This window comes from Pseudomonas migulae NBRC 103157 (assembly GCF_002091715.1).
GTDB lineage: Bacteria > Pseudomonadota > Gammaproteobacteria > Pseudomonadales > Pseudomonadaceae > Aquipseudomonas > Aquipseudomonas migulae_A.
Genome location: NZ_BDAG01000056.1, coordinates 1 through 19202 on the forward strand (window position 1 = coordinate 1; position 19202 = coordinate 19202).

Annotated in this window: 19 protein-coding genes and 2 pseudogenes; 8 read left to right on the top strand and 13 right to left on the bottom strand. The window is 53.7% G+C overall.

From position 1 onward, the window contains the following. The 7 genes and pseudogenes from PMI01S_RS28260 to PMI01S_RS28290 all read right to left on the bottom strand — a co-directional run. A pseudogene (locus PMI01S_RS28260) lies at positions 1-631 on the bottom strand (hypothetical protein); the annotation flags it as partial. 151 nt (positions 632-782) lie between these two features. Next, positions 783-1247: a hypothetical protein gene (locus PMI01S_RS28265; protein ID WP_084323371.1), complete on the bottom strand. Its 465-nt coding sequence runs from the start codon at positions 1245-1247 to the stop codon at positions 783-785. 64 nt (positions 1248-1311) lie between these two features. Further along, positions 1312-1734 (bottom strand): hypothetical protein, encoded by a 423-nt coding sequence (locus PMI01S_RS28270; protein WP_084323372.1) that lies wholly within the window; start codon positions 1732-1734, stop codon positions 1312-1314. Between the two features lie 29 nt (positions 1735-1763). Continuing rightward, a complete protein-coding gene (locus PMI01S_RS28275) occupies positions 1764-3770 on the bottom strand; it encodes a site-specific integrase (RefSeq protein ID WP_235864402.1) in 2007 nt (668 codons plus the stop codon). Then, a complete protein-coding gene (locus tag PMI01S_RS28280; RefSeq protein WP_084323373.1) occupies positions 3767-5668 on the bottom strand; it encodes a hypothetical protein in 1902 nt (633 codons plus the stop codon). Before PMI01S_RS28280 ends, PMI01S_RS28275 begins: the two co-directional genes overlap by 4 nt. After that, positions 5634-7085, bottom strand: coding sequence for a site-specific integrase (locus PMI01S_RS28285; protein WP_084323374.1), 1452 nt, complete (start codon positions 7083-7085; stop codon positions 5634-5636). The genes PMI01S_RS28280 and PMI01S_RS28285 overlap by 35 nt, the downstream gene beginning before the upstream one ends. A gap of 74 nt (positions 7086-7159) precedes the next feature. After that, positions 7160-7864 (bottom strand): annotated as a pseudogene (locus tag PMI01S_RS28290) (mechanosensitive ion channel domain-containing protein); the annotation flags it as partial. Between the two features lie 192 nt (positions 7865-8056). Here PMI01S_RS28290 and PMI01S_RS28295 point away from each other — a divergent pair. After that, on the top strand, positions 8057-9403 hold the full coding sequence (locus tag PMI01S_RS28295; protein ID WP_084323398.1) for a DEAD/DEAH box helicase: 1347 nt from the start codon (positions 8057-8059) through the stop codon (positions 9401-9403). A 160-nt stretch (positions 9404-9563) separates the two neighbouring features. Here PMI01S_RS28295 and PMI01S_RS28300 read toward each other — a convergent pair whose 3' ends face one another. Continuing rightward, positions 9564-9839: a hypothetical protein gene (locus tag PMI01S_RS28300; RefSeq protein WP_084323376.1), complete on the bottom strand. Its 276-nt coding sequence runs from the start codon at positions 9837-9839 to the stop codon at positions 9564-9566. A 188-nt stretch (positions 9840-10027) separates the two neighbouring features. Between PMI01S_RS28300 and PMI01S_RS28305 the strand changes: the two genes are divergently transcribed. Then, complete coding sequence (locus PMI01S_RS28305; protein ID WP_084323377.1) at positions 10028-10456, top strand: Sbal_3080 family lipoprotein; 429 nt, start codon at positions 10028-10030, stop codon at positions 10454-10456. Positions 10457-10464: 8 nt separating this feature from the next. After that, a complete protein-coding gene (locus tag PMI01S_RS28310) occupies positions 10465-10884 on the top strand; it encodes a DUF2846 domain-containing protein (protein ID WP_084323378.1) in 420 nt (139 codons plus the stop codon). A 128-nt stretch (positions 10885-11012) separates the two neighbouring features. Here PMI01S_RS28310 and PMI01S_RS28315 read toward each other — a convergent pair whose 3' ends face one another. Next, a complete protein-coding gene (locus PMI01S_RS28315; RefSeq protein WP_084323379.1) occupies positions 11013-11747 on the bottom strand; it encodes a DUF899 domain-containing protein in 735 nt (244 codons plus the stop codon). Between the two features lie 178 nt (positions 11748-11925). Between PMI01S_RS28315 and PMI01S_RS28320 the strand changes: the two genes are divergently transcribed. Continuing rightward, entirely contained in the window at positions 11926-12315 is a 390-nt protein-coding gene (locus PMI01S_RS28320) for a transcriptional regulator (protein ID WP_084323380.1), read from the top strand. Positions 12316-12439: 124 nt separating this feature from the next. Here the strand turns inward: PMI01S_RS28320 and PMI01S_RS28325 are convergent, their stop codons facing one another. The 3 genes from PMI01S_RS28325 to PMI01S_RS28335 all read right to left on the bottom strand — a co-directional run bounded on the left by PMI01S_RS28325 (position 12440) and on the right by PMI01S_RS28335 (position 14499). After that, on the bottom strand, positions 12440-13309 hold the full coding sequence (locus tag PMI01S_RS28325; protein ID WP_084323381.1) for a DUF6279 family lipoprotein: 870 nt from the start codon (positions 13307-13309) through the stop codon (positions 12440-12442). Positions 13310-13374: 65 nt separating this feature from the next. Beyond that, positions 13375-14091 carry a TorF family putative porin gene (locus tag PMI01S_RS28330; protein WP_084323382.1) on the bottom strand — a complete coding sequence of 239 codons (717 nt, stop codon included), beginning with the start codon at positions 14089-14091 and terminating at the stop codon, positions 13375-13377. 219 nt (positions 14092-14310) lie between these two features. Beyond that, positions 14311-14499 (bottom strand): PFL_1563 family small protein, encoded by a 189-nt coding sequence (locus PMI01S_RS28335; protein ID WP_017337097.1) that lies wholly within the window; start codon positions 14497-14499, stop codon positions 14311-14313. Between the two features lie 352 nt (positions 14500-14851). On the opposite strand from PMI01S_RS28335, the gene PMI01S_RS28340 reads away from it, so the two are divergent. Then, complete coding sequence (locus tag PMI01S_RS28340) at positions 14852-15688, top strand: CvfB family protein (protein WP_084323383.1); 837 nt, start codon at positions 14852-14854, stop codon at positions 15686-15688. A 65-nt stretch (positions 15689-15753) separates the two neighbouring features. Beyond that, entirely contained in the window at positions 15754-16686 is a 933-nt protein-coding gene (locus PMI01S_RS28345) for a DMT family transporter (protein WP_084323384.1), read from the top strand. Here the strand turns inward: PMI01S_RS28345 and PMI01S_RS28350 are convergent. Beyond that, complete coding sequence (locus PMI01S_RS28350) at positions 16631-17812, bottom strand: MFS transporter (RefSeq protein ID WP_084323385.1); 1182 nt, start codon at positions 17810-17812, stop codon at positions 16631-16633. The genes PMI01S_RS28345 and PMI01S_RS28350 overlap by 56 nt on opposite strands. 103 nt (positions 17813-17915) lie before the next feature. On the opposite strand from PMI01S_RS28350, the gene ptrR reads away from it, so the two are divergent. Both ptrR and PMI01S_RS32160 read left to right on the top strand, forming a co-directional pair. Further along, positions 17916-18809: a putrescine utilization regulator PtrR gene (ptrR, locus tag PMI01S_RS28355; protein WP_084323386.1), complete on the top strand. Its 894-nt coding sequence runs from the start codon at positions 17916-17918 to the stop codon at positions 18807-18809. A gap of 139 nt (positions 18810-18948) precedes the next feature. Continuing rightward, positions 18949-19077 (top strand): PA1414 family protein, encoded by a 129-nt coding sequence (locus tag PMI01S_RS32160; RefSeq protein ID WP_007914492.1) that lies wholly within the window; start codon positions 18949-18951, stop codon positions 19075-19077. The last annotated feature ends 125 nt before the right edge of the window (positions 19078-19202 follow it).

Here is a 19202-nt window from a genome sequence, read left to right on the forward strand (position 1 = left end):
GGTCTAACCAGTCTGTGTCCACGGGAACGTACTGTGCCAGAACGTTTCGCAGGAATTCCTGAAGGTTTGCTTTCAGGGCATCAAGAGACGAACCATCACCGTGCTTGTATACGTTGATCACGTATCGAAACGCACTCAGTCTTTTCAGATAACTTGAGTTTTGGCTGGCCAAGCCCATGCAGTCCAAGAAGGCTGCGATCTCGTCGAAGCTCGCCGACCACACCCTCTGTGAAACATTTTCTCCTATATGCCAGTGCCGGATTTCTTTCACTAGCCAGCCACGCAATGTTTTATCCCACTCATGAAACATCCCGGCAATGAGGCTCAGGCGCATCTGATCTCTCATTTCACCCAGCAGTCGATAGTATTCAACGCTTTCGTCGTACGCTCTCTCCTCGAAGTCGCCTGGATCATGGCGGTCTGGGTCGAAATTAACCGAATGACTTTCTAGCCAACGCTTTCCCGCCTCATCAGCTTCCTGCTCCATATTGTCGAATTGTGAAAGGAGCTTCTTTTTCCCTTGTTCAAGGTAGAAACGGTTTTCTTCGATCAAGGACTGACGAAATGGCTCCCACATTTGAAAAAGGTTAGTTTTTATTTTCTTCTTCTCGTGGGGAGATTGGGTTTCCATTGCGAGTCACCATGGTACGTGCGTAGGTTGTTGATGAGAGTAGTCCTGATGGGTAGCAGCTCTGCTGAACCTAGTACAGATCGTCGGTTAAGTGATCCAGCTACGCTCACGGCACCAGGAATTGGTGGTTGAGCTTGATGGTTATCCGGCACTACAGTATTTCGAAGTACCAGCTACCAAGTTCAGCTTCAGGGGCTACAGATGGGTGCATCAGATAATCCGTATCGATATAGCCTTTCTCGCGATTGACCTTGTGCTGCATTTGGTAGGTTTTCAGCGACGCCAGGTACTCATCTGGAGGTGTGCCGCTTTTTTGTAAGGCCTGATATCTCATTAGCAGCGCGAGATTGTCTCTTGCGGCCTTCGTCCTTTTTTCAATTATTGCCCTGCAGACCTCTACAAAGTCCGGATCATTGTGACCATGTCGTTGGAACGATGTGGCCATCTCTTCAAAGATACCGAGCTGTTCAGCATCAAATGTACGAAGGCATCCGGAGCTGAATTTAAAGCGGTAGCTCGCGAACATAGAAATCGCAAACTCCTGCAAGCAGCAGGCAACGGGGGAGCACCCGGTGAGCAGCATTTCTCGATGCTGCTTGTAAGGAGATTCGTCCATAAGCACCTCATTAAGCTGATGAGTGTCTCTATCGCTATCATTGGGCGGAGCAGCTGATTGAAGTTTAGGGCCGGCTCGGAGGCTTGATCGAAACCACTTTAGCGACTTTGCGAAGCTCTTGTGTCAACTCGTCCCATGCAATCAAAAGCATAAGCTCCCTAGCCAATGCCGCCTCGTATTTCGCTTTGAATCCAGAGGCTTCCTCCCTGGCCTTCGAAGCTTTTTCCTTGGCCTGTTGTACCTGTGAAGCGCCTGGTTTGCTTCGTTCTTGTTGCTCCTTCGCACGTATATGGATTTCTTGAATCAGCGGAGCGAAAACAGACCGCTGTTTTTTGATGCTACCAGGACTTCTGCCCGCTTCGACGGCGACGGATGTGACAGATATTTTGGTACCTTTTGAAACGCTAATGGGCTTTCCAGCTACAAGGCGGTTCAACGCCTCGTAGTAAACCATTAGAGTAACTGGTGCTTCGTTTTTATCACTCATGGTATGCACATTCCTTTCACGTTGATGGCTCAGGGCGACTTGGCAATAATCCTTTCGCGCAGCTCAATAAAGTCAGCAAGATTCTGCTTTTCAACCCTGTACTCCATGCTCTTCGGATCGAGTTCTGCTAGGTCAAACTCCATCAAGTTCAAGGTATCATTCAGCACAGACTCCTTTGCTACCAAATGACGGCAACCTGGGCAACTGAAAAAGTTTCCGTGAGCACGTTTATCACAACGTACCGGGGATGCGCAGCCACCAAGTGGCGTTTCGGTATACGCGGCAAGGCCTTGTTTGACCAGTTTCAAGGTTTCGTTCAATGCTCGATCAAACCAAGCTGGGTTTGATCGCTGCTCCATGATTGTAGATCCCTTCATTCCGTAGAGTTTTTCCGTTGTCTGCAAGGCCTCGCGGATGAACATTGCTCCGTCAGCTTCAGCCTTCGCCTCTCTAAGTTCTTTCGCCAAACCAGGGTTGATGAGGCTGAAATTAAAATTTTGCGCTTCGCATCCTTTGGCGTAATAAAGACTCATGACTCTGGTCAGATGCCCCAGCAACCTCTTCAAAGACGGCAGAGTAATAAGCCCGGTTTGAGCGCAAAACACGGTCATAGTACGGCGAAATTGATGGCTGGAAATCCTCCAAGGTTTCCCGACTTGAAAGCGTGGATCGCCTCGCCAGTCTCTCAATGGATCGACGGCCTCAAGCTCCTGAATGTCTGTCTCAGCGATCAGGATTTCAGGCAGCCGGGACTCTATGGCTTCTCCCTTGATTAAATTGTCTTTAGCAGCCTTTACTCCCGAGGCAGGGTGCGATGCCACAGAAATCAGCAAGTATTTTTCTGGGTTGTGTACGTACGGTGAAAGTATTTTATAAATTTCTTCAAGCACATCGATTGGTTTCAAAATTGCGTCGGTAGTAATCCATTTCCTGGGTTTTTTCACGCCATACAGTTTGGTTGTAATTCCAGCAATGTACAGTGCATCGTTATTCCATCCGTGAACAGGCGTCAAACAATTAGTGCTAATGCTTTTCACCTCGTGATCGCGCATGAGAGTATATAAATGCACTAGGTTTTTAGCGCAATGGGAAACTTCGCTGACAAATGACAGTATGTTGGTGATCCTTCCCCAATTGTATTTGGAAGCTAGAGCTCCCAAGGAGTTTTCCTGAACTGCATCAGCGAAACTGATGGGGCTCTGACGGTGGGCTGCTAGCTGTTCCGGTGAGGCCTTAAATCCTCGGCTATTGGGGTTGAAGTGGCTATCTTTCCCCTTTCCATAAAATGGATTCTCTGCGGCTCTACTTAGGAGAGCACGGATTTCTGGGTAGTACTCAATGAAATCGTCCAAGTACGAATTGTACTGCTGATATTTGAAAAGTAGGATGCGGCTAGGAATAATTGGAAATTGCTGGCCATCAAGTTTGAAGTCTCGGGATATTTTTCTCAGATATGGTAAAATCTGGCCGTCGATACTAAAGCCACGATCCTGGCCGGTAAGCGTGTTCAGATTCCTGACCAGTGCGATTAAGGTTCGACTCATCAACTTCGGTAGCGGTTCTTGGAAAGCTCGAAATTTTTCGACAGAACTGAAAATTTCTGTGATTTTTAAATTGTTGTCGCCGCAGTACTGAGCCATTTTGATAATTAAATATCGGCTCGCATGCATTGTGCCAATTCGCAGCGGCTTAGCCCTGCCATAGCTTGGGGTAAACATGCGCATGACAAAAATCTTTTTGCAAAGCAACGCATTTTCAAAACTGAAATCACATTTTCTGTATAAAGGTAGAAAATTAAAGTTTGGATTATCAACTACGCTGTATGCGAAATTAAGGAGTATCCACTCGTCATCTTTCAGTCGACTCAATACCTTGCCATCGTTTGATCGGGATATGATCGTTTCTGGCCCGAGTCTGGCAAAAGACATGCCGCAATACGCATCAGTGCTCAGCTGCTCCGGTTCGGTGGGAAGACCACCCCAGCGTTCATCTACATTATCAATGTTTTTACTGGCTTTTTGTTTTTTCGGCTTCATTTGATCACCTTGAGTTTAAGCAAGCGGTGATAGAGCATTTCCCAATACGGGGATAACATGCAGTATTGCTCAATCTCATTTCTAATTCGATCAATCATCGGCTTGGCTTCGGGTTTGACCTTAATGAGATCGGAGATGAGAGTGTCTATACGTTCAAGGGCTTTGCCGTGCAAAGCTTGAAATTGATCCATATCGCTGCAAGAGTTCAGCCGCTCCGCCGTGACATAACGCATGCTCAGAATTTTCCGAATCGTCTCTTCATCCACATGCAGACGAAATTCTTTGCAGTAGATGCAGCCAACGAAATTTCGGCAATTGGGTTCGTACTGGTCTGGAGGTGTTTCAACTTCAGACGACGTTCCACCTCCGCAGCTGCCGCTAGGCGTATCGGTCGACGACTCTTTCTCCAAAATAGCAATGATAAAACTTAGAGTTGCTGAGATCTCGTCAATAGCTGTTTTTTCTTCTGCCTCGGCGTAATATTTCAAAGTTGTCTCACCACTGCTTTGAATCATTGCGGCGACTACGCTCACGCTGTATTTCTTGGATAGAAGGTATACAGGCTTGTACTTTCGCAGCTGTCGGTATGTGAGTCCTCGAAATTCAGGGTCAATGAAAAATCTCATCCTTACATTGAAATATTCGACTGGGGCGGTTGCGATCGGTGATTCTAAAAGCTTACTCCAAGTAAACCTCAAAAATAACAGGTTACGAGTTTTGTCTCCGCATAGATATTCGCGCAGTTTCAAATATTTTTTGAAATGCTTGATGAACGTCTTCTTGACTTCAAAAGACTGCTCTAAGTCGCCCGCGCGGCCTTTAATGACGACAAATCCAGCATTTTCGCTATTAGTAATTTCGTAGTCGGCTGACCAAGTCAGCTTTCTGAGTTGCGACTCATTAATGGCAGAATTAGCAACAAAAAGCGGAATGAATGCCATTTGTGCAATATTGCCAATCCAAAGCCGTTTGGGGGCTCGTAAATTATCATTAGATTTCTGTAAATTTTTTCGTGCTTCCACAAAAGCTCTAATTACATAATGTGGCATTTTTGGATAGAGCACATTGCATTCATTCAGAGTGCGGAGGGTGCCGGATAGGTAATTCCAGGCAATGCTGTTCTGAGCTTTGGAACAGTTAGCAATAATGGCTGCTGTGGATATTGGGTATTCGGTAGGAAGCAAAAGCGCTTCTATATCGCGGTATGGCATCCTATGCGGAAAAGGAAGACCTTTCAGGACAAAGTCGGTCAGCCCATCGAACATATATTGACAGGAAGCCAAGTACTCCCCCATCTCCTGCTCAGAAGGTGTGATAGTTTTTTCGCCCTTCGTTTTATCGCCTGCGCTGTGAAAAATGATTGGCAGGTCGTTCAGGAAATTGATAGTTGAATTGGGAAAGAAGAGTGTGGCATTTTTGATTGCTGCTGATTGCAATCGGTTGCCGCGCAGCGTTTGTATGCCATTTTCACTTTGCATAGAGATGACAAGATGCTGCGTGTAAGCATCCAGAGCGTTCTTGTATTGCTGTTCGCCAGAGTGGAAATCGCTGTGCTCGCCGTCGTCACACCAATTGGCGAAGTTAGCAAATTCCTCAGCGTTGGTGAAGAGAGTTTCACCACTTGATTCGGTTTTGCATCTGGAAATATTTTCGACGCACCACTCACGAATCAATGCAGATCGAATGATGGATAGTGAGCGTGTGCCTACGGGTTTCGGAATTTTTTTCGTCTTGTAATCTCTTTCAAGATAACAAAGCGAGCCGATGTCAATCCGTCGGTTGCTTGTGCATTGAAGAATGATGCATTCAGTCGGTCGTTGTGAAAGCTCGACAAGGAGCTCGTCAATTGATAGACGTGTAACATCAAGGTGATAATTTTCCCGTTCGTTTTTGGTCATGCTTGGCCATTTCCTTTCGGATTAATGTTTCAAGATGAATTTCGAACTCATCTTGGGCTTGAGCCAATTGCGGGTGCTCTTCCCGATATCTCAAATATGCCAATGTCGTGTTTATGTCCTCGTGGTTTAGTCTTCTTTGTAAAAGCGATAGAAGTTCTATCTGGTTCATTTTTCCGTCCTTTACTTGCTTCATGTAGTCTTCAAGTAGATTCATGCCGAATGTTGCGCGAAGATCGTGGAAGCTATAAGAAAAATATGCGTTCATTTCATTAAGCCTTTCTTTGATTTTATTAGCGAATTGCCGAATAGCTGATCCAGCTTCAGCACTAAAGTTGAAGAGTTTCCTATCAGCATCAGCAATATAGTAAGGTCGACCTGATCGTGTCAGAAATACATACTGCCCGCCGTCATCTGTGATAGGTGATTTAGCGCACCGAGCTTTGTGCCGGTCGGAATTAATATATACGTACAAGAGGTGATGCACCCATGCCGGCATCCCTACCGACTGCGGCTTGCTGTTTTTGGTGTCAACCGGGGTTCCTTCACCCATCTTGATGTAATAAAGCGCGTACTTCGCAGGGTCATCCTCAGCACCGACGCCAGGTTGAATGCTGTTGTGGCGGAGGGTTAAATTTGATTGAATACGCGCACCGGTGGTCAAGCTAACAATGTGTGCCAGCAACATCTCGGGGTTTTCGAGATCGGTTAGTGCCTTGATAAGATTATCTTGGTTCTTTCTATCTATGGGAAAGAGCTTTCCTCCATCTCTGAGGAATCGACCTGTAGAGATCGATTCTGCGTTTTTGAAGGAAAGATCGGTGGTGTGAATTTCTTTGATCTGAGATACACCATGTATGTCAGTATAGCGCCTGTGTTTCACGACTGGTTTCCACATCTCCTCCTCGGGTTTGAAGTCTCGTTCTTCTAGCTTCCAATTATAGAAACCTACTGTGTTCGAAATCTTTCTATTAGCTGGTTTGCGTTTCAGAGAGCCTCGCGCAATTTCGAGCTTCAGTTCCGACTTGTAATAGTAGGTCGGGCGATGAACCTTCAAACCTGAGAAGTCGTTGTAATCCCGCTCCCCGTCGAGGAGCTTGTTCATGAAGTCTGAAAGGTCACCCGCAGTATTTGCGATCGTCGAGTGCTTCAGTGCTTTCACATAGTTGCACCAGAACAGATAGAGGCAGCCCTCCAGCCACAGAGCACCATCAGGCTGGACGATCACATGGAGACGATCAATGGAGGGAGGGAACAAGGGCTTTCGGCGAATGGGGTAGCCCTTTGAGAAAGGGGTATTCTTGTCTATCGGCGGGAGCCATTCAGTGGAGTCCTCTTCGCTGCAAGGCTCCCAGATCTGAACATTTTTAAGCGCCACCTTGTGGTAGCGTCCGGATGGCTTCGAGTCAAGATCAATCATGACAGCACCCTCTTTATAGGTGCTGTCCAGTCAAGTTCAACTCACGAATTCTGTCAAACCGCGTAAGCTCACGCGTAGTTCTGCACCTTGACCGTGTGCAGCGTGATGTCCACCACATCGCCATCGGCGCCGACTTGCGGCATCTCGATCCAGTCGCCGACCCGCAGCATGTCGTTGCTGGTCAGCTGCACGCTGGCGACGAACGACAACAGGGTGTCCTTGTAGACCAACAGAATCACCGCCGACATGGCGCCCAGACCCGACAGCAGCAACAGTGGCGAGCGGTCGATCAATGTGGCGACGATGATGATCGCGCCAAACACGTACAACACCATTTTCGTCAGTTGCACGTAGCCTTTGATCGAGCGGGTACGGGCGTGTTCGGTGCGGGCGTAGATGTCCAGCAATGCACTGAGCAGGGCACTGACCGCCAGCAGCAGGAACAGGATGGTGAATGCCAGCGCGACATTGCCGAGGAAATTCAGGCTGGTCTTGCTCAACTCCGGCACCAGATGCAGGCCGAACTGGATCACCAGAGAGGGTGTCATCTGCGCCAGGCGATGAAACACTTTATTGTGTCGAAAATCGTTGACCCAGTGCAACGCCGGCTGGCGACCGAGCATTTTGGTCGCATGCAGAATGAGGTAACGCGCCACTCGTCCGAGGACCAGCGCAATCACCAGCAGCAGGATCAGCGCCAGGCTGGAATGCAGGAGCGGATGCTGGTCGAGAGCACCCCAAAGGTCTTGGACGTTGAGCCAGAGCTGTTTGATATCCATGAGTAAAACCGTTCTTCTATAGGACGCGTCGGGGCGATTAGAGCATTTAAGACGCTTTGGATGACGTTTGAGGACAAAAGAGGCAACAAAAAAGCCACTGTTTACGGTCGTTTGCATAAAGAAACTCGGCCTTCGCGCTCGAAACCGTTACCCTATGCAGCTGTTTTTTTGTATTTCTTCGAGGTAGCACCCGTGTTTTCCCAATTCGCCCTGCACGAACGCCTGCTCAAAGCCGTGGCCGAGCTTAAATTTGTCGAGCCAACGCCTGTGCAAGCAGCGGCTATTCCGCTGGCGCTCCAAGGGCGTGACCTGCGGGTGACAGCGCAAACCGGTAGCGGCAAAACCGCCGCTTTCGTCTTGCCGATCCTCAACCGTCTGATCGGCCCGGCGAAAATCCGCGTCAGCATCAAGACCCTGATCCTGCTGCCGACCCGCGAGCTGGCCCAGCAGACCATCAAGGAAGTCGAGCGTTTCGCTCAGTTCACGTTCATCAAGTCCGGTCTGATCACCGGCGGTGAAGACTTCAAGGTTCAGGCCGCCATGCTGCGCAAGGTGCCGGACATCCTGATCGGTACACCGGGCCGGATGATCGAGCAACTGAACGCCGGTAACCTCGACTTGAAAGAAGTTGAAGTGCTGGTGCTCGACGAAGCCGACCGCATGCTCGACATGGGCTTTGCCGAAGACGTGCAGCGTCTGGTGGAAGAGTGCACCAATCGCCAGCAGACCATGCTGTTCTCCGCCACCACGGGCGGTTCGGGCCTGCGCGAGATGGTCGCCAAGGTCCTGAACAACCCGGAACACCTGCAGCTGAACAACGTCAGCGATCTGAATGCGACCACCCGTCAGCAGATCATCACCGCTGACCACAACCAGCACAAAGAGCAGATCGTGAACTGGCTGCTGGCCAACGAGACCTATCAGAAGGCCATCGTGTTCACCAACACCCGGGCCATGGCCGACCGCATCTACGGCCGCCTGGTGGCGCAGGAATACAAAGCGTTCGTCCTGCACGGTGACAAGGACCAGAAAGACCGCAAGCTGGCGATCGATCGCCTGAAGCAGGGCGGTGTGAAAATCCTGGTTGCCACCGACGTTGCCGCCCGTGGCCTCGACGTTGACGGCCTCGACCTGGTGATCAACTTCGACATGCCACGCAGTGGCGACGAGTACGTTCACCGCATCGGTCGCACCGGCCGCGCCGGCAACGATGGCCTGGCCATCTCGCTGATCTGCCACGGCGACTGGAACCTGATGTCGAGCATCGAGCGTTACCTCAAGCAGAGCTTCGAGCGCCGCACCATCAAGGAAGTCAAAGGCACCTACGGCGGGCCGAAAAAGGTCAAGGCTTCGGGCAAAGCCGTTGGCGTGAAGAAGAAAAAGGTCGACGCCAAGGGAGAGAAGAAGAAAACCGGCGCCAAGGCACCGACCAAACGCAAGATCGCCAACCGCCCGAAGACCGACGCCCTGTCGCTGGTCAGCAAGGACGGCATGGCTCCTCTGAAGCGCCGCAAGCCGGAAGCGCCGGCTGCTGAATAAGGCGCCGTAGCGATCCCATAAAAAAACCGGACCCAGGTCCGGTTTTTTTACGCCCCGGAATTGGAACGCGATCCATTGTAGGAGCCGGCTTGATCTGGCGATCCTGGTGAACGCGGTTATATCGGGTTAACCGAATCGCCAGCAAGCCGGCTCCTACAGATCAACTTTCGGCTTTTTTCTCCGCCGATCCCAACTCCTTCAAACGCTGATCGATCAACTGGCACTTGTCCGGCAGATCGGCGCTGGCCGTGCCCAGATCCATCTTCTGCAACTCATCGTTGATCTCTTTGGCTTTCTTCGGATTCTGCTGCGTGAGCTTGGTGACTTCCTTGGCCAGCTGTTCACGTTTGGCGGTGGCTTCCTCGGGCGTGCAGGCCCAGGCGGGGAGGGCGCAAGCGAGGGTGGCGGCGAGGGTGAGTTTGAGCAGGGTTTTCATGGGGGTGGGCCTCGGTTCCGGTTAAGGCGGGTTATCCGGTTGAGGGTTGAGGTCAGGAGAAAGTTCAGCGCGCAGGCATCTTTTGTTCACCTAACGGGTTGATAGCGAATCCGTCAATTGACCGTGAAAGGACGCCGATCTAGCAGGGTGGTATCATTTTGCTATTACTCGAAAATCAAGGATCGACCATGCTGTTCAGGGCCGTCACGGCAAGCCTTCTACTGGCATTGACCGGTTGCACCAACGTCAACGTCGAGCCAGTTGCTCCTCAATACAAAATCTCTCAGCTCTGCATCGAAGAGAACCCGAAAGTGGTGGTGGGCGATTTCGTCGATGGCCTGCAAACGCTTTTGCGCAAGCACAACATCGAAAGTCGCTTGTACGTCGCCCCCCTCCCGAGCAGTTGCGAATACCGTCTGACTTACACCGCCATCCGTTCCTGGGATTTTTCCCCGTACTTGTCCGATGCCAGTGTCCGGCTCTTCAAGGGCGCTCAACAAATCGGCTTTGGTCAATACCATCTGACCGGTGAGGGGGGCTTCGATCCGTCGAAAGTGGCGCCGGTCGAGGAGAAGATGGGGCCGGTGATCAACCAGTTACTGGGGCAAAACAAATGAGCGCAGTCATGAAAAGTCTCCCGGTTCTGTTGCTCATGCTGTTGCTGACCGGATGCGGTCACACCCGCTCCAGCCAGCCGTATTTCGAGCCTCCGGCGCCACCGCAGGGCAAGGCGCTGGTTTACATGATGCGGACCCAGGTCATTCAAGGCAGTTTTTATGACAGCGTGTTCAGCATCAATGACAGCGCCGTGGTGGGGCTCAATGACAAAAACTATTCCTGGGTTCTGGTGAGCCCGGGCTTGCATAAGGTCTCAGCCGGACCGCGCCCGCATCCGCGAAACGTGTACTTGAACCTGCAGGTCGAGCCGGGCAAGGAATACTTCGTTGAATACACGCAAGAGTACGCGGCCGAGATGGTCCGGGTGCGGGACGCCAAGGAAGGGAAAGCCATGGTGAAGGGGTATTCGTATATTCCGGTGAAGTAGCTGTGCCGTTGTAATCGACAGCACAAGCTAAAACGGGCGACCTTGAGGTCGCCCGTTTTCATTTCACCGCCCAGCCTGCTGCACTCGCAAGCGTCTACCAATGACATCTCTCTTGCTCGCGATGCGATCTATCCCCCATGGCAGCAGCTCGAAGAGGCCTTGTCTTCATACCGATCGTGATGCCTTACCCAATCCATTATTTCCTCTTCGTTACGGCCCTTGGGCATGAGGTCCAGGTAGTTATAGGCGCCGACCAGCATGTCCAGGCCGCGGGCATAGGTGGAGTAGGTGTGAAAAATATCGCCAGCTTCGTTGCGATAAAACACGCTAAGGCCTGGGAGTTCTTCCTCGGCACCGTCGGATTTTTCGTAGTTGTAGGTCGCTTTGCCGGCGGCAACATCTTCTGCTCGGGCCGAGACACCAAAGTCGTAGTTGAAATCACAGCCCTGCGAAGACACCCAGTCGAATTTCCAGCCCATGCGCCGTTTGAACGCCTGGAATTCGGCGAACGGTGCGTGGGAAACCGCCACTACGGCCACGTCATGATGTGCCAGGTGCTGGTTGGCGCCGTCGATGTGGTCGGACAGGAACGAGCAGCCGGGGCAGCCTTCATCCCAGCCTTTGGCGAACATGAAGTGGTAGATGACCAACTGACTGCGGCCGCCGAACAGGTCGGCCAGTTTCAGCTCGCCGTCGGGGCCCTGGAAGCGATAGTCCTTGTCGATTTTCACCCACGGGAGTGCGCGACGTTCGGCGCTGAGTTTGTCCCGTTCCTTGGTAAAGGCTTTTTCGTGGGTCAGGTGTTGTTTGCGAGCGGCGAGCCATTCTTCTCGCGACACGATTGGATGGTTCTGAACGTTCATCGGGTTTTCTCCTGCGCAATGCGGGGAGGTGACTGACACTACCTTGTCGTTTGACCGGTGCATAATTCGACATACCGCCGGTCAGTGCCGTTCAAAACCTGCGCTGAACGGCTGCGCGCGTCGCCGGTCACAGCCTTTGAAGGCCATCACACTCACAGGCTTTGGAGGTTGAATCAGGATGACAACTTACAACTGGGATTTGATCGAACGCTTGCTGCACGAAGTGCAAAACGCAGCCCCCAGCTTCACGCCACGGCCCTATGCCGAGCAGTATGCGGCGGAGAAAGCCACGGAGGGCGAGCAGACTGAAAACCTGGATCACCTGAAAGCGGTGGCCGGCGAGTATGAAAAGTTACTGCTGGCGCGCGGTTATATTGAATCCAGGCCAGAAGAGCTGGGCGGCACCGGTTCGAACTACATGCTGACGCCGCGTGGCTCGAGTTTGTTGAGCCTGATCGACAGCAGCATTCCGGGCGATGCTCATCCGCGGCAGGTGCTGGATGAGCAGGAAGATGCGCTGGATGTAGTGACGTTCGATGAGGTGGCGTCCAAGGCGCAGATTGCCTGAAGATCGCCGATTACCAATGTGGGAGCGGGCTTGCTCGCGAATGCGGTGTAATAGTCGACAGAGATGTTGAATATTAAATCGCCTTCGCGAGCAAGCCCGCTCCCACATTTGAGTTTTGTTGGCTTTAGGCTTGTTGCGCGGCTTTAAGGCACTTCAAATCATTGAAGTCCTTGCGCACCCCTTCAATCTTTTTCAACAACCGCTCTCGCTGGGTCGGTGTGCTCCCGGCCATCAAATCCACAAACAGGCTTCGCGCCTGTGCTTCGGTATTGGCGTAGGCCTTACGGTAATCGGCGGTCCATAAACTCTCGCGATTCACCAAAAGTGTCTCGATTCGCTGTGGGAATTCCGGACTCTGGCGTTGCGCAACCGCTGCACTGAACTGCTTCTGCCAGTGGGCTCGGTTGGCGATCCACTGCGTGTTCTGGTCACCCAAGGCATTCGACCAGGCGACGACACGTTGTTGCTGGGTCGGACTGAGAGGGCCGAGCCAGTCATTCAAGCGTTTTTCCATGCGCTCGCTGCGCTCCTTGATCTGCTGGTCGAGGGACGGTTTCAGGTAATTCTGCTGGCGTTTGCGCTGGTCCTTGGCAAAGGCGTCGTTCATCTCTGCGACTTGCTTGTCATCCAGCCCCTGCAACAACTCGATGGCCGACGGGGTGATTTCCCGCGCGGTCTGGGCGATGGCTTGTTTGGCTTCCTGGGTGCGGGTTTGCAGTGCGGTGTCGGTTACCTGATTGGTCTCGACCATCGCTTGCAAACGGTCGAGCCAGCCGAGGTAACCCGGCAGTTGCGTAGTGCAGTGCCAGCTCAGGTGTTCTCTGAGGCGCTCGTTGAACCAGCCTTTCTGATCGCCGTTCATGTCCAGGTAATCGCTGAGCGTCCACGGGATGATCACGTCGAGGTTTCGATAGGCCAGGCCTACGCGACTGCACGCGCCGAGGGCGAGACTGAGGGTGAGGACGACGGCGAGACACTTCAACCAGCGCGACATGGGCGAGTCCTTGCGAAAGCGTAGGTTCTCATGTGAACGCAGGATGAGCCTGCCAGTTCAGCCGATCAATAGAACGCGTGTTCGGCCTTGAGGGTGACCAGTCCGTCGCACTGACTGTTACGCCCGGAATAGGCGGAGCAGTCGCTGCCGCTGAGGCTTGAGCCGCTGTAGATCAGGTCCAGGTCTATGCCCATGAACGGCCGGGACAGTGTCAACGACCAGTCAGTGAAACTGCCTACATACCCACCGTCCACCGACACCGGGGTGTTGAGCTGGTGAGTGGTGTATTTCATGCTGATCCCGACGCCGAACGGTTGATTGCCACCGAGATCGGCGAACACGGTGCTGTTCTGTTTGTCCGGGTCGTTGCTGAAGGCTGCGCCGAAACGGCTGCCCAGCAGGGTGAGGCCGCCGAAGAGTTCCTGGCTGTCGAGGGTGTCCACTTTTGGGTAGCTGTAGCGGATCATTCCGACTTCGTAGCCGAGGGTTTGATCGAAGGGCTGTTTAAAACCCACGTAGGAATCGACTTCCAGGTTGTTCCCCGGACTCAATCCCATGCTCGGTGACCATTGGCCGAAGTAGAAGCCGCTGTCGTGGCTCAGGTCGAGGCCGCCGTGAAAGGAACCGGTGGTCGAAGGTTTGACCAGCCCCTGGGCCATGCTGCGACTGGGGGTGGTGCCGAGCTTGAGATCGAAGTCCCCCAGTTCACGCTGGAAGATTTGCGCGTTGGCCACCGAACAGGACAGCAGGCCGACGAATAAAAACAGAAAGGGTTTGAGCATGCGTCACTCCATGACAGCGAGGAGCAGAAACGAAAAACTGCTGAAACGCTTAATCTAGACGTGTGCAAGCATACCGGCGAATGCTCGGCATCGAAGGCCGTTCGTCGATTCTTGAAATATTGATGTGTTTATCGGGGTGTTGCGGGAGGGTTCCAGTCCAAGCGCTTCGAAGCTCAAAGCGCTTACGGACCAGGTGATGCGAGGGGTCTTGTAACGGTGTTACTTTTTGCCGAGCGTGATCTGCTTGGACGGGCCGAACGTCTGGCCGCTGACGCCTTTGGCAATTTGCTGGATCTCGCCACCGGACTTGAGGAACGCAGCAATCTGGTTGTTGATCGATTCGCTGGTTTCAACGGCTGGAGCTGGCTTTGCTTTGCTGTTGGATGCTTTTACACGCATGGCGGCCATTAACCTGTAGAAAATTAACTTGGCCACGCATCGTACAGGAAATACTTGACAATTGCTTGGTAAATATCCCCCTGAAATACACATCACAAAAGCAGGATTCATCGCAAGTTATTATTCGAAATCTTCCCGTAACCCGCTGTTTTAAATAAGAACATTGGTGCAGATAAATGGATTTCTGCCTGACTTGCGGGGGCAAAAATCAGCAGTCTGGCCTGACGAGTGGCCGGATGCGTCCGACAAAACCCAGGAAAATTAAGACCTTCACAGGATTTTTCCAGGGCCGCCTGGCCGGGCGTCGAACGCAGCGTGCAAAAACGGGTAGAATGCCGCCCACGCAATGAGGGTATTGGAAATGGCTTTAGTCGGGCGTTACAACAGTTTGCAAGTGGTTAAACACACTAACTTCGGTTTATATCTGGACGGTGGCGCGGATGGCGAAATTCTTCTGCCTAACCGTTATATTCCCAAAGATATTCCCAGCGAAGATGAAGACTGGCTCAACGTTTTTATTTATCTGGACAGCGATGACAAACTTATCGCAACTACCGAAAAGCCGAAAGTTCAAGTCGGTGAATTCGCCAGTTTGAAAGTCGTTGAAGTCAACAGCATCGGTGTTTTCCTGGATTGGGGTTTGCCGAAGGATCTGTTGCTGCCGTATTCCGAAGAGAAGCGTCAGATGACGGCTGGCGAGTACGTCGTGGTGCACGTCTACCTCGACAAGCACACCCGCCGAATCACCGCGACGGCGCGTCTGGACCGTTATCTGGACAAGACCCCGGCCAACTACACCCCTGGCCAGGAAGTTGATCTGCTGGTTGCCGAAGCCACCGACATGGGCTTCAAGGCAATCATCAACAACAAGCACTGGGGCCTGATCCACAAGAACGAAATCTTCAAGTTCATGCGCGCCGGCAAGGAAGAGAAGGGCTTCATCAAAGAAGTCCGGGCCGACGGCAAGATCAGCCTGAGCCTGCAACCGGTGGGCGAAGAAGCGGCCACCAGCCTCAACTCGAAGATCCTCGCCAAGTTGCGCGAAAACAACGGCACGCTGCCGGTGAGCGACAAGAGCGACCCGACGGTGATCACCAGCATGTTTGGCGTCAGCAAGGGCAACTTCAAGAAGGCCATTGGTGCGCTGTACAAGAATGGTCAGATCGTTATTCATGCCGATCGCATTGAACTGAGCTGATTGCACGCCAGCCTTTGCTTTAACTGTCGAGTCATTGCCATGGATTGTGTTGACGAGGTGTTCCGGTGAGCGCCACTCGGCGTAGCGCCGATGCTTTTGCCCTGCAAGTGATGATGGGGTTGTGCCTGATCTGGGGCGTGCAGCAGGTGATGATCAAATGGGCGGCGCCTGACATTGCGCCGGTCATGCAGGCTGCGGGTCGATCGGGCATTTCTGCGTTGCTTGTAGGATTGCTGATTTGCTGGAAGGGCGGCTGGGATCAGGTCGGCAAGACGTGGCGCGGTGGACTGCTGGCGGGCGCGCTGTTTGGACTGGAGTTCTTCTTCATTTCCGAAGGCTTGCAATTGACCACGGCCGCGCACATGTCGGTGTTCCTTTACACGGCGCCGATCTTCACTGCGCTGGGCGTGCACTGGCTGCTGCCGAGTGAACGTTTGAGGCCCGTCCAGTGGCTGGGCATTTTTCTCGCGTTCATTGGGATTGCCATCGCATTTGCCGGCGGCGTGTCGTGGGACAACCTCGACCGACGCATGTTGATGGGCGATGCGCTTGGCGTGTTGGCCGGCGCCGCTTGGGGCGCGACCACCGTGGTGGTGCGCGCTTCGCGCCTGTCGGAAGCACCGGTGACGCTCACGTTGTTCTACCAGCTGATGGTCGGTTTCGTCGGTTTGCTGCTGATCGCGATGCTCAGTGGCCAGATTACCCACGTCAGCCTGACCACCGTGGCGGTGGCCAGTGTGCTGTTCCAGGGACTGGTGGTGTCGTTCTTCAGCTACCTGACCTGGTTCTGGTTGCTGCGTCGCTATCTGGCGGCGAACCTGGCGGTGTTTTCATTCATGACGCCGTTGTTCGGCGTCACGTTCGGCGTGGTCTTGCTGGGCGAAGCGCTGAGCCTCAACTTTGTCATCGGTGCCGTGCTGGTGCTGCTCGGCATCACGTTTGTCAGCGCTGAACAGTGGGTGCGCCGTCGTTTGCGCAAAGCCCTCGGCCAGCAATGACCGGACGGAGCAACAGCCCACCCGCGATGAGCAAACCGCTGCCCGCCACGATCAGCGCCGGCTGCAAGCCACCGCTGAAATGACTGCTCAACGCGGCCAGCAACGGTCCGGCGAGCTGACCCACGGCGAAGCATGCGGTCAGCAGTCCGGCATTGCGTTGGGTGGCGTGGGGCGCCAGTTCCCGAGAGCGTTGCATCACCAGCTGCATGCAGGCCAGAAACGGCGTGCCACACAGCATCACCCCCAGCGCCAGGCCTGACCCACTGCCCAACAGGCAGGCAAACACACCGGCCGCTTGCAGCCACAACGTTGCCATCAGCCAATGACGGGTGGCGTTCGGGTTGTGACGACGAAGACTCACCAGCACTACGCCGATGGCCGATGCCAGACCAAAGAACGGCCAGAACAGATCGGCTTGCCATTGGCCATGGAACTGCGCGTTGGCCATTTGCGAGAGGAACGTGGCCGGGATGATGTAGCCCAGACCGTACAAGCAGTAGATCACCCCTAAACGGCCGATCTCCTGGTTGCCCGAACCGGCAGCGCTGGAGGCGACTGCCACGGTGGCGGACGGTTGCGGCAGGAATGGCAAAATCCCCAGCAGCATCACCAGTGCAACGCCGGCATAGACCAGCCACAAGGTTGCGGAGGTCTGACCCAACAGGTTCGAGCCCAGGGCCAACAATCCCGTCAGAAAAATCCCCAGGCCCGGTCCGGCAAATACCACTGCGCCAAGCCGAGGTCGACCGGCTGCAGCGGCCAGTGGCTGGCTCAATGCAGTGATCATCACCAGCACCCAGGCGCTGGCCACGCCCGTGCCGAAACGCAGCAGTAAATGCGCCCAGAACCCATTGGCCCAGAACGATGCGAGGGTGAGTAATACACACAGCCACAAACCGCCCAGCAGCCGCTGCCGGACTTGCTCGGGTTTGCGGGAGAACATCGCGTCCACGGCGCCAACGAAATACCCAAGGTAGTTGGCTGCGGCAATCAGACCGGCGGCCGTGAGGTCGATCTGACCTTCGCTGAGCAGGTGTGGCAATTGCGGGGTGAGGGCGAACCGTCCGATGCCCATGGCCATCATGAGCGCGATAAAACTGGCGAGTAAGCGAATCAGCGGGGACATAGTCTGAGTTCCGGCAGAGGATCAATGACCGTCAGGCTAGGACTGATTGACTTTCTTTAAAAATGAATAATAGTGAGTAACTTGTTCTGATTTGGAGAATGTCGTGGAGTTCAGCCAATTGCGGATCTTCCAGGCCGTGGCGGAAGAGGGCTCGATCACCCGTGCGGCCGAACGTTTGCATCGGGTGCCGTCGAATCTGTCGACACGCCTTAAACAGCTTGAGGAGCAACTGGGCGTAGAACTCTTCCTGCGCGAGCGTCAGCGTTTGCAGTTGTCTCCTGCGGGAAAAGTCCTGCTGGACTACACCGCGAAGCTGTTCAACCTGCGCAACGAAGCGCAAGCGGCCGTGCAGGGTGGGCAACCGGCGGGCGATTTCGTGCTGGGTACGATGTACAGCACCGCGGCCATTTACCTTCCACAACTGTTGGCCCGCTATCACCGCACCTACCCGGCGGTGAACCTGCAGGTGCAGTCCGGGCCCAGTGGTGAGCTGCTGGAAGGCTTGCTCACCGGTCGCCTCGATGCGGCGCTGGTGGATGGCCCGCTGGAGTTGGCCGGGCTCGATGGCGTGCCTTTTCGCGAGGAACGCCTGGTGCTGATCAGCGAAGCCGATCATCCGCCGGTGCGCAGCGCGCTGGATGTGGAGGGGCGCTCGGTGTTCACCTTTCGACACGGTTGTTCTTACCGGACGCGTCTGGAAGCCTGGTTCGCCCACGATCACGCGGCCATGGGCCGGGCGATGGAAATCGAGTCCTATCCCGGAATGCTCGCGTGCGTGATTGCCGGTTCGGGTGTGGCGCTGATGTCGGAGTCGATGCTGGCCAGTCTGCCGGGCCGCGAAAGTGTGGCGGTGCACCCGTTGGCCGAGCCGTTCGCCACCGCGACGACCTGGCTGATGTGGCGCAAGGGCATGGTCGGGGCCAATCTGAATGCGTGGATAGAGCAGCAACAGACGGTCTTTCCATCGGAAGCGATCCCGGCGCAGGCAATAGCCTGAACGAATGGTCAGGTATTTGGATCAATTCAGTAACAGATCATTGCGGATTTTGCCGAGCATTGCGTAGGACTTCGGACTATTATCAGTGCGAAGGGGCTACAGAATTTCAGCCGCTCGGCACTACCCTGAAGGGGGCACCATGAAAGAGAAAATCCAAAACTGGCTGCATGACCTGGGTGTTGCACTCGGTTTGATCGAACCGCCTCTGCAACCTGTGCCTATTCGCACTGACGATGAGCAGCGTCGACGCCAGCAGCGCCGTCGGTAATACGCGTCAAGGTCCAAAAGATCGCAGCTTTCGGCAGCTCCTGCAGGGAGTCGCGCCAATGCTGCGATTTGTTCGCGTACCTGTAGGAGCTGCCGAAGGCTGCGATCTTTGACATTTCCATGATG

Coding starts and splice junctions, on each gene's coding strand:
- PMI01S_RS28265 (WP_084323371.1), bottom strand. CDS start 1,247: ATGGACGAATCTCCTTACAAGCAGCATCGAGAAATGCTGCTCACCGGG.
- PMI01S_RS28270 (WP_084323372.1), bottom strand. CDS start 1,734: ATGAGTGATAAAAACGAAGCACCAGTTACTCTAATGGTTTACTACGAG.
- PMI01S_RS28275 (WP_235864402.1), bottom strand. CDS start 3,770: ATGAAGCCGAAAAAACAAAAAGCCAGTAAAAACATTGATAATGTAGAT.
- PMI01S_RS28280 (WP_084323373.1), bottom strand. CDS start 5,668: ATGACCAAAAACGAACGGGAAAATTATCACCTTGATGTTACACGTCTA.
- PMI01S_RS28285 (WP_084323374.1), bottom strand. CDS start 7,085: ATGATTGATCTTGACTCGAAGCCATCCGGACGCTACCACAAGGTGGCG.
- PMI01S_RS28300 (WP_084323376.1), bottom strand. CDS start 9,839: ATGAAAACCCTGCTCAAACTCACCCTCGCCGCCACCCTCGCTTGCGCC.
- PMI01S_RS28305 (WP_084323377.1), top strand. CDS start 10,028: ATGCTGTTCAGGGCCGTCACGGCAAGCCTTCTACTGGCATTGACCGGT.
- PMI01S_RS28310 (WP_084323378.1), top strand. CDS start 10,465: ATGAAAAGTCTCCCGGTTCTGTTGCTCATGCTGTTGCTGACCGGATGC.
- PMI01S_RS28315 (WP_084323379.1), bottom strand. CDS start 11,747: ATGAACGTTCAGAACCATCCAATCGTGTCGCGAGAAGAATGGCTCGCC.
- PMI01S_RS28320 (WP_084323380.1), top strand. CDS start 11,926: ATGACAACTTACAACTGGGATTTGATCGAACGCTTGCTGCACGAAGTG.
- PMI01S_RS28325 (WP_084323381.1), bottom strand. CDS start 13,309: ATGTCGCGCTGGTTGAAGTGTCTCGCCGTCGTCCTCACCCTCAGTCTC.
- PMI01S_RS28330 (WP_084323382.1), bottom strand. CDS start 14,091: ATGCTCAAACCCTTTCTGTTTTTATTCGTCGGCCTGCTGTCCTGTTCG.
- PMI01S_RS28335 (WP_017337097.1), bottom strand. CDS start 14,499: ATGGCCGCCATGCGTGTAAAAGCATCCAACAGCAAAGCAAAGCCAGCT.
- PMI01S_RS28340 (WP_084323383.1), top strand. CDS start 14,852: ATGGCTTTAGTCGGGCGTTACAACAGTTTGCAAGTGGTTAAACACACT.
- PMI01S_RS28350 (WP_084323385.1), bottom strand. CDS start 17,812: ATGTCCCCGCTGATTCGCTTACTCGCCAGTTTTATCGCGCTCATGATG.
- PMI01S_RS32160 (WP_007914492.1), top strand. CDS start 18,949: ATGAAAGAGAAAATCCAAAACTGGCTGCATGACCTGGGTGTTGCACTC.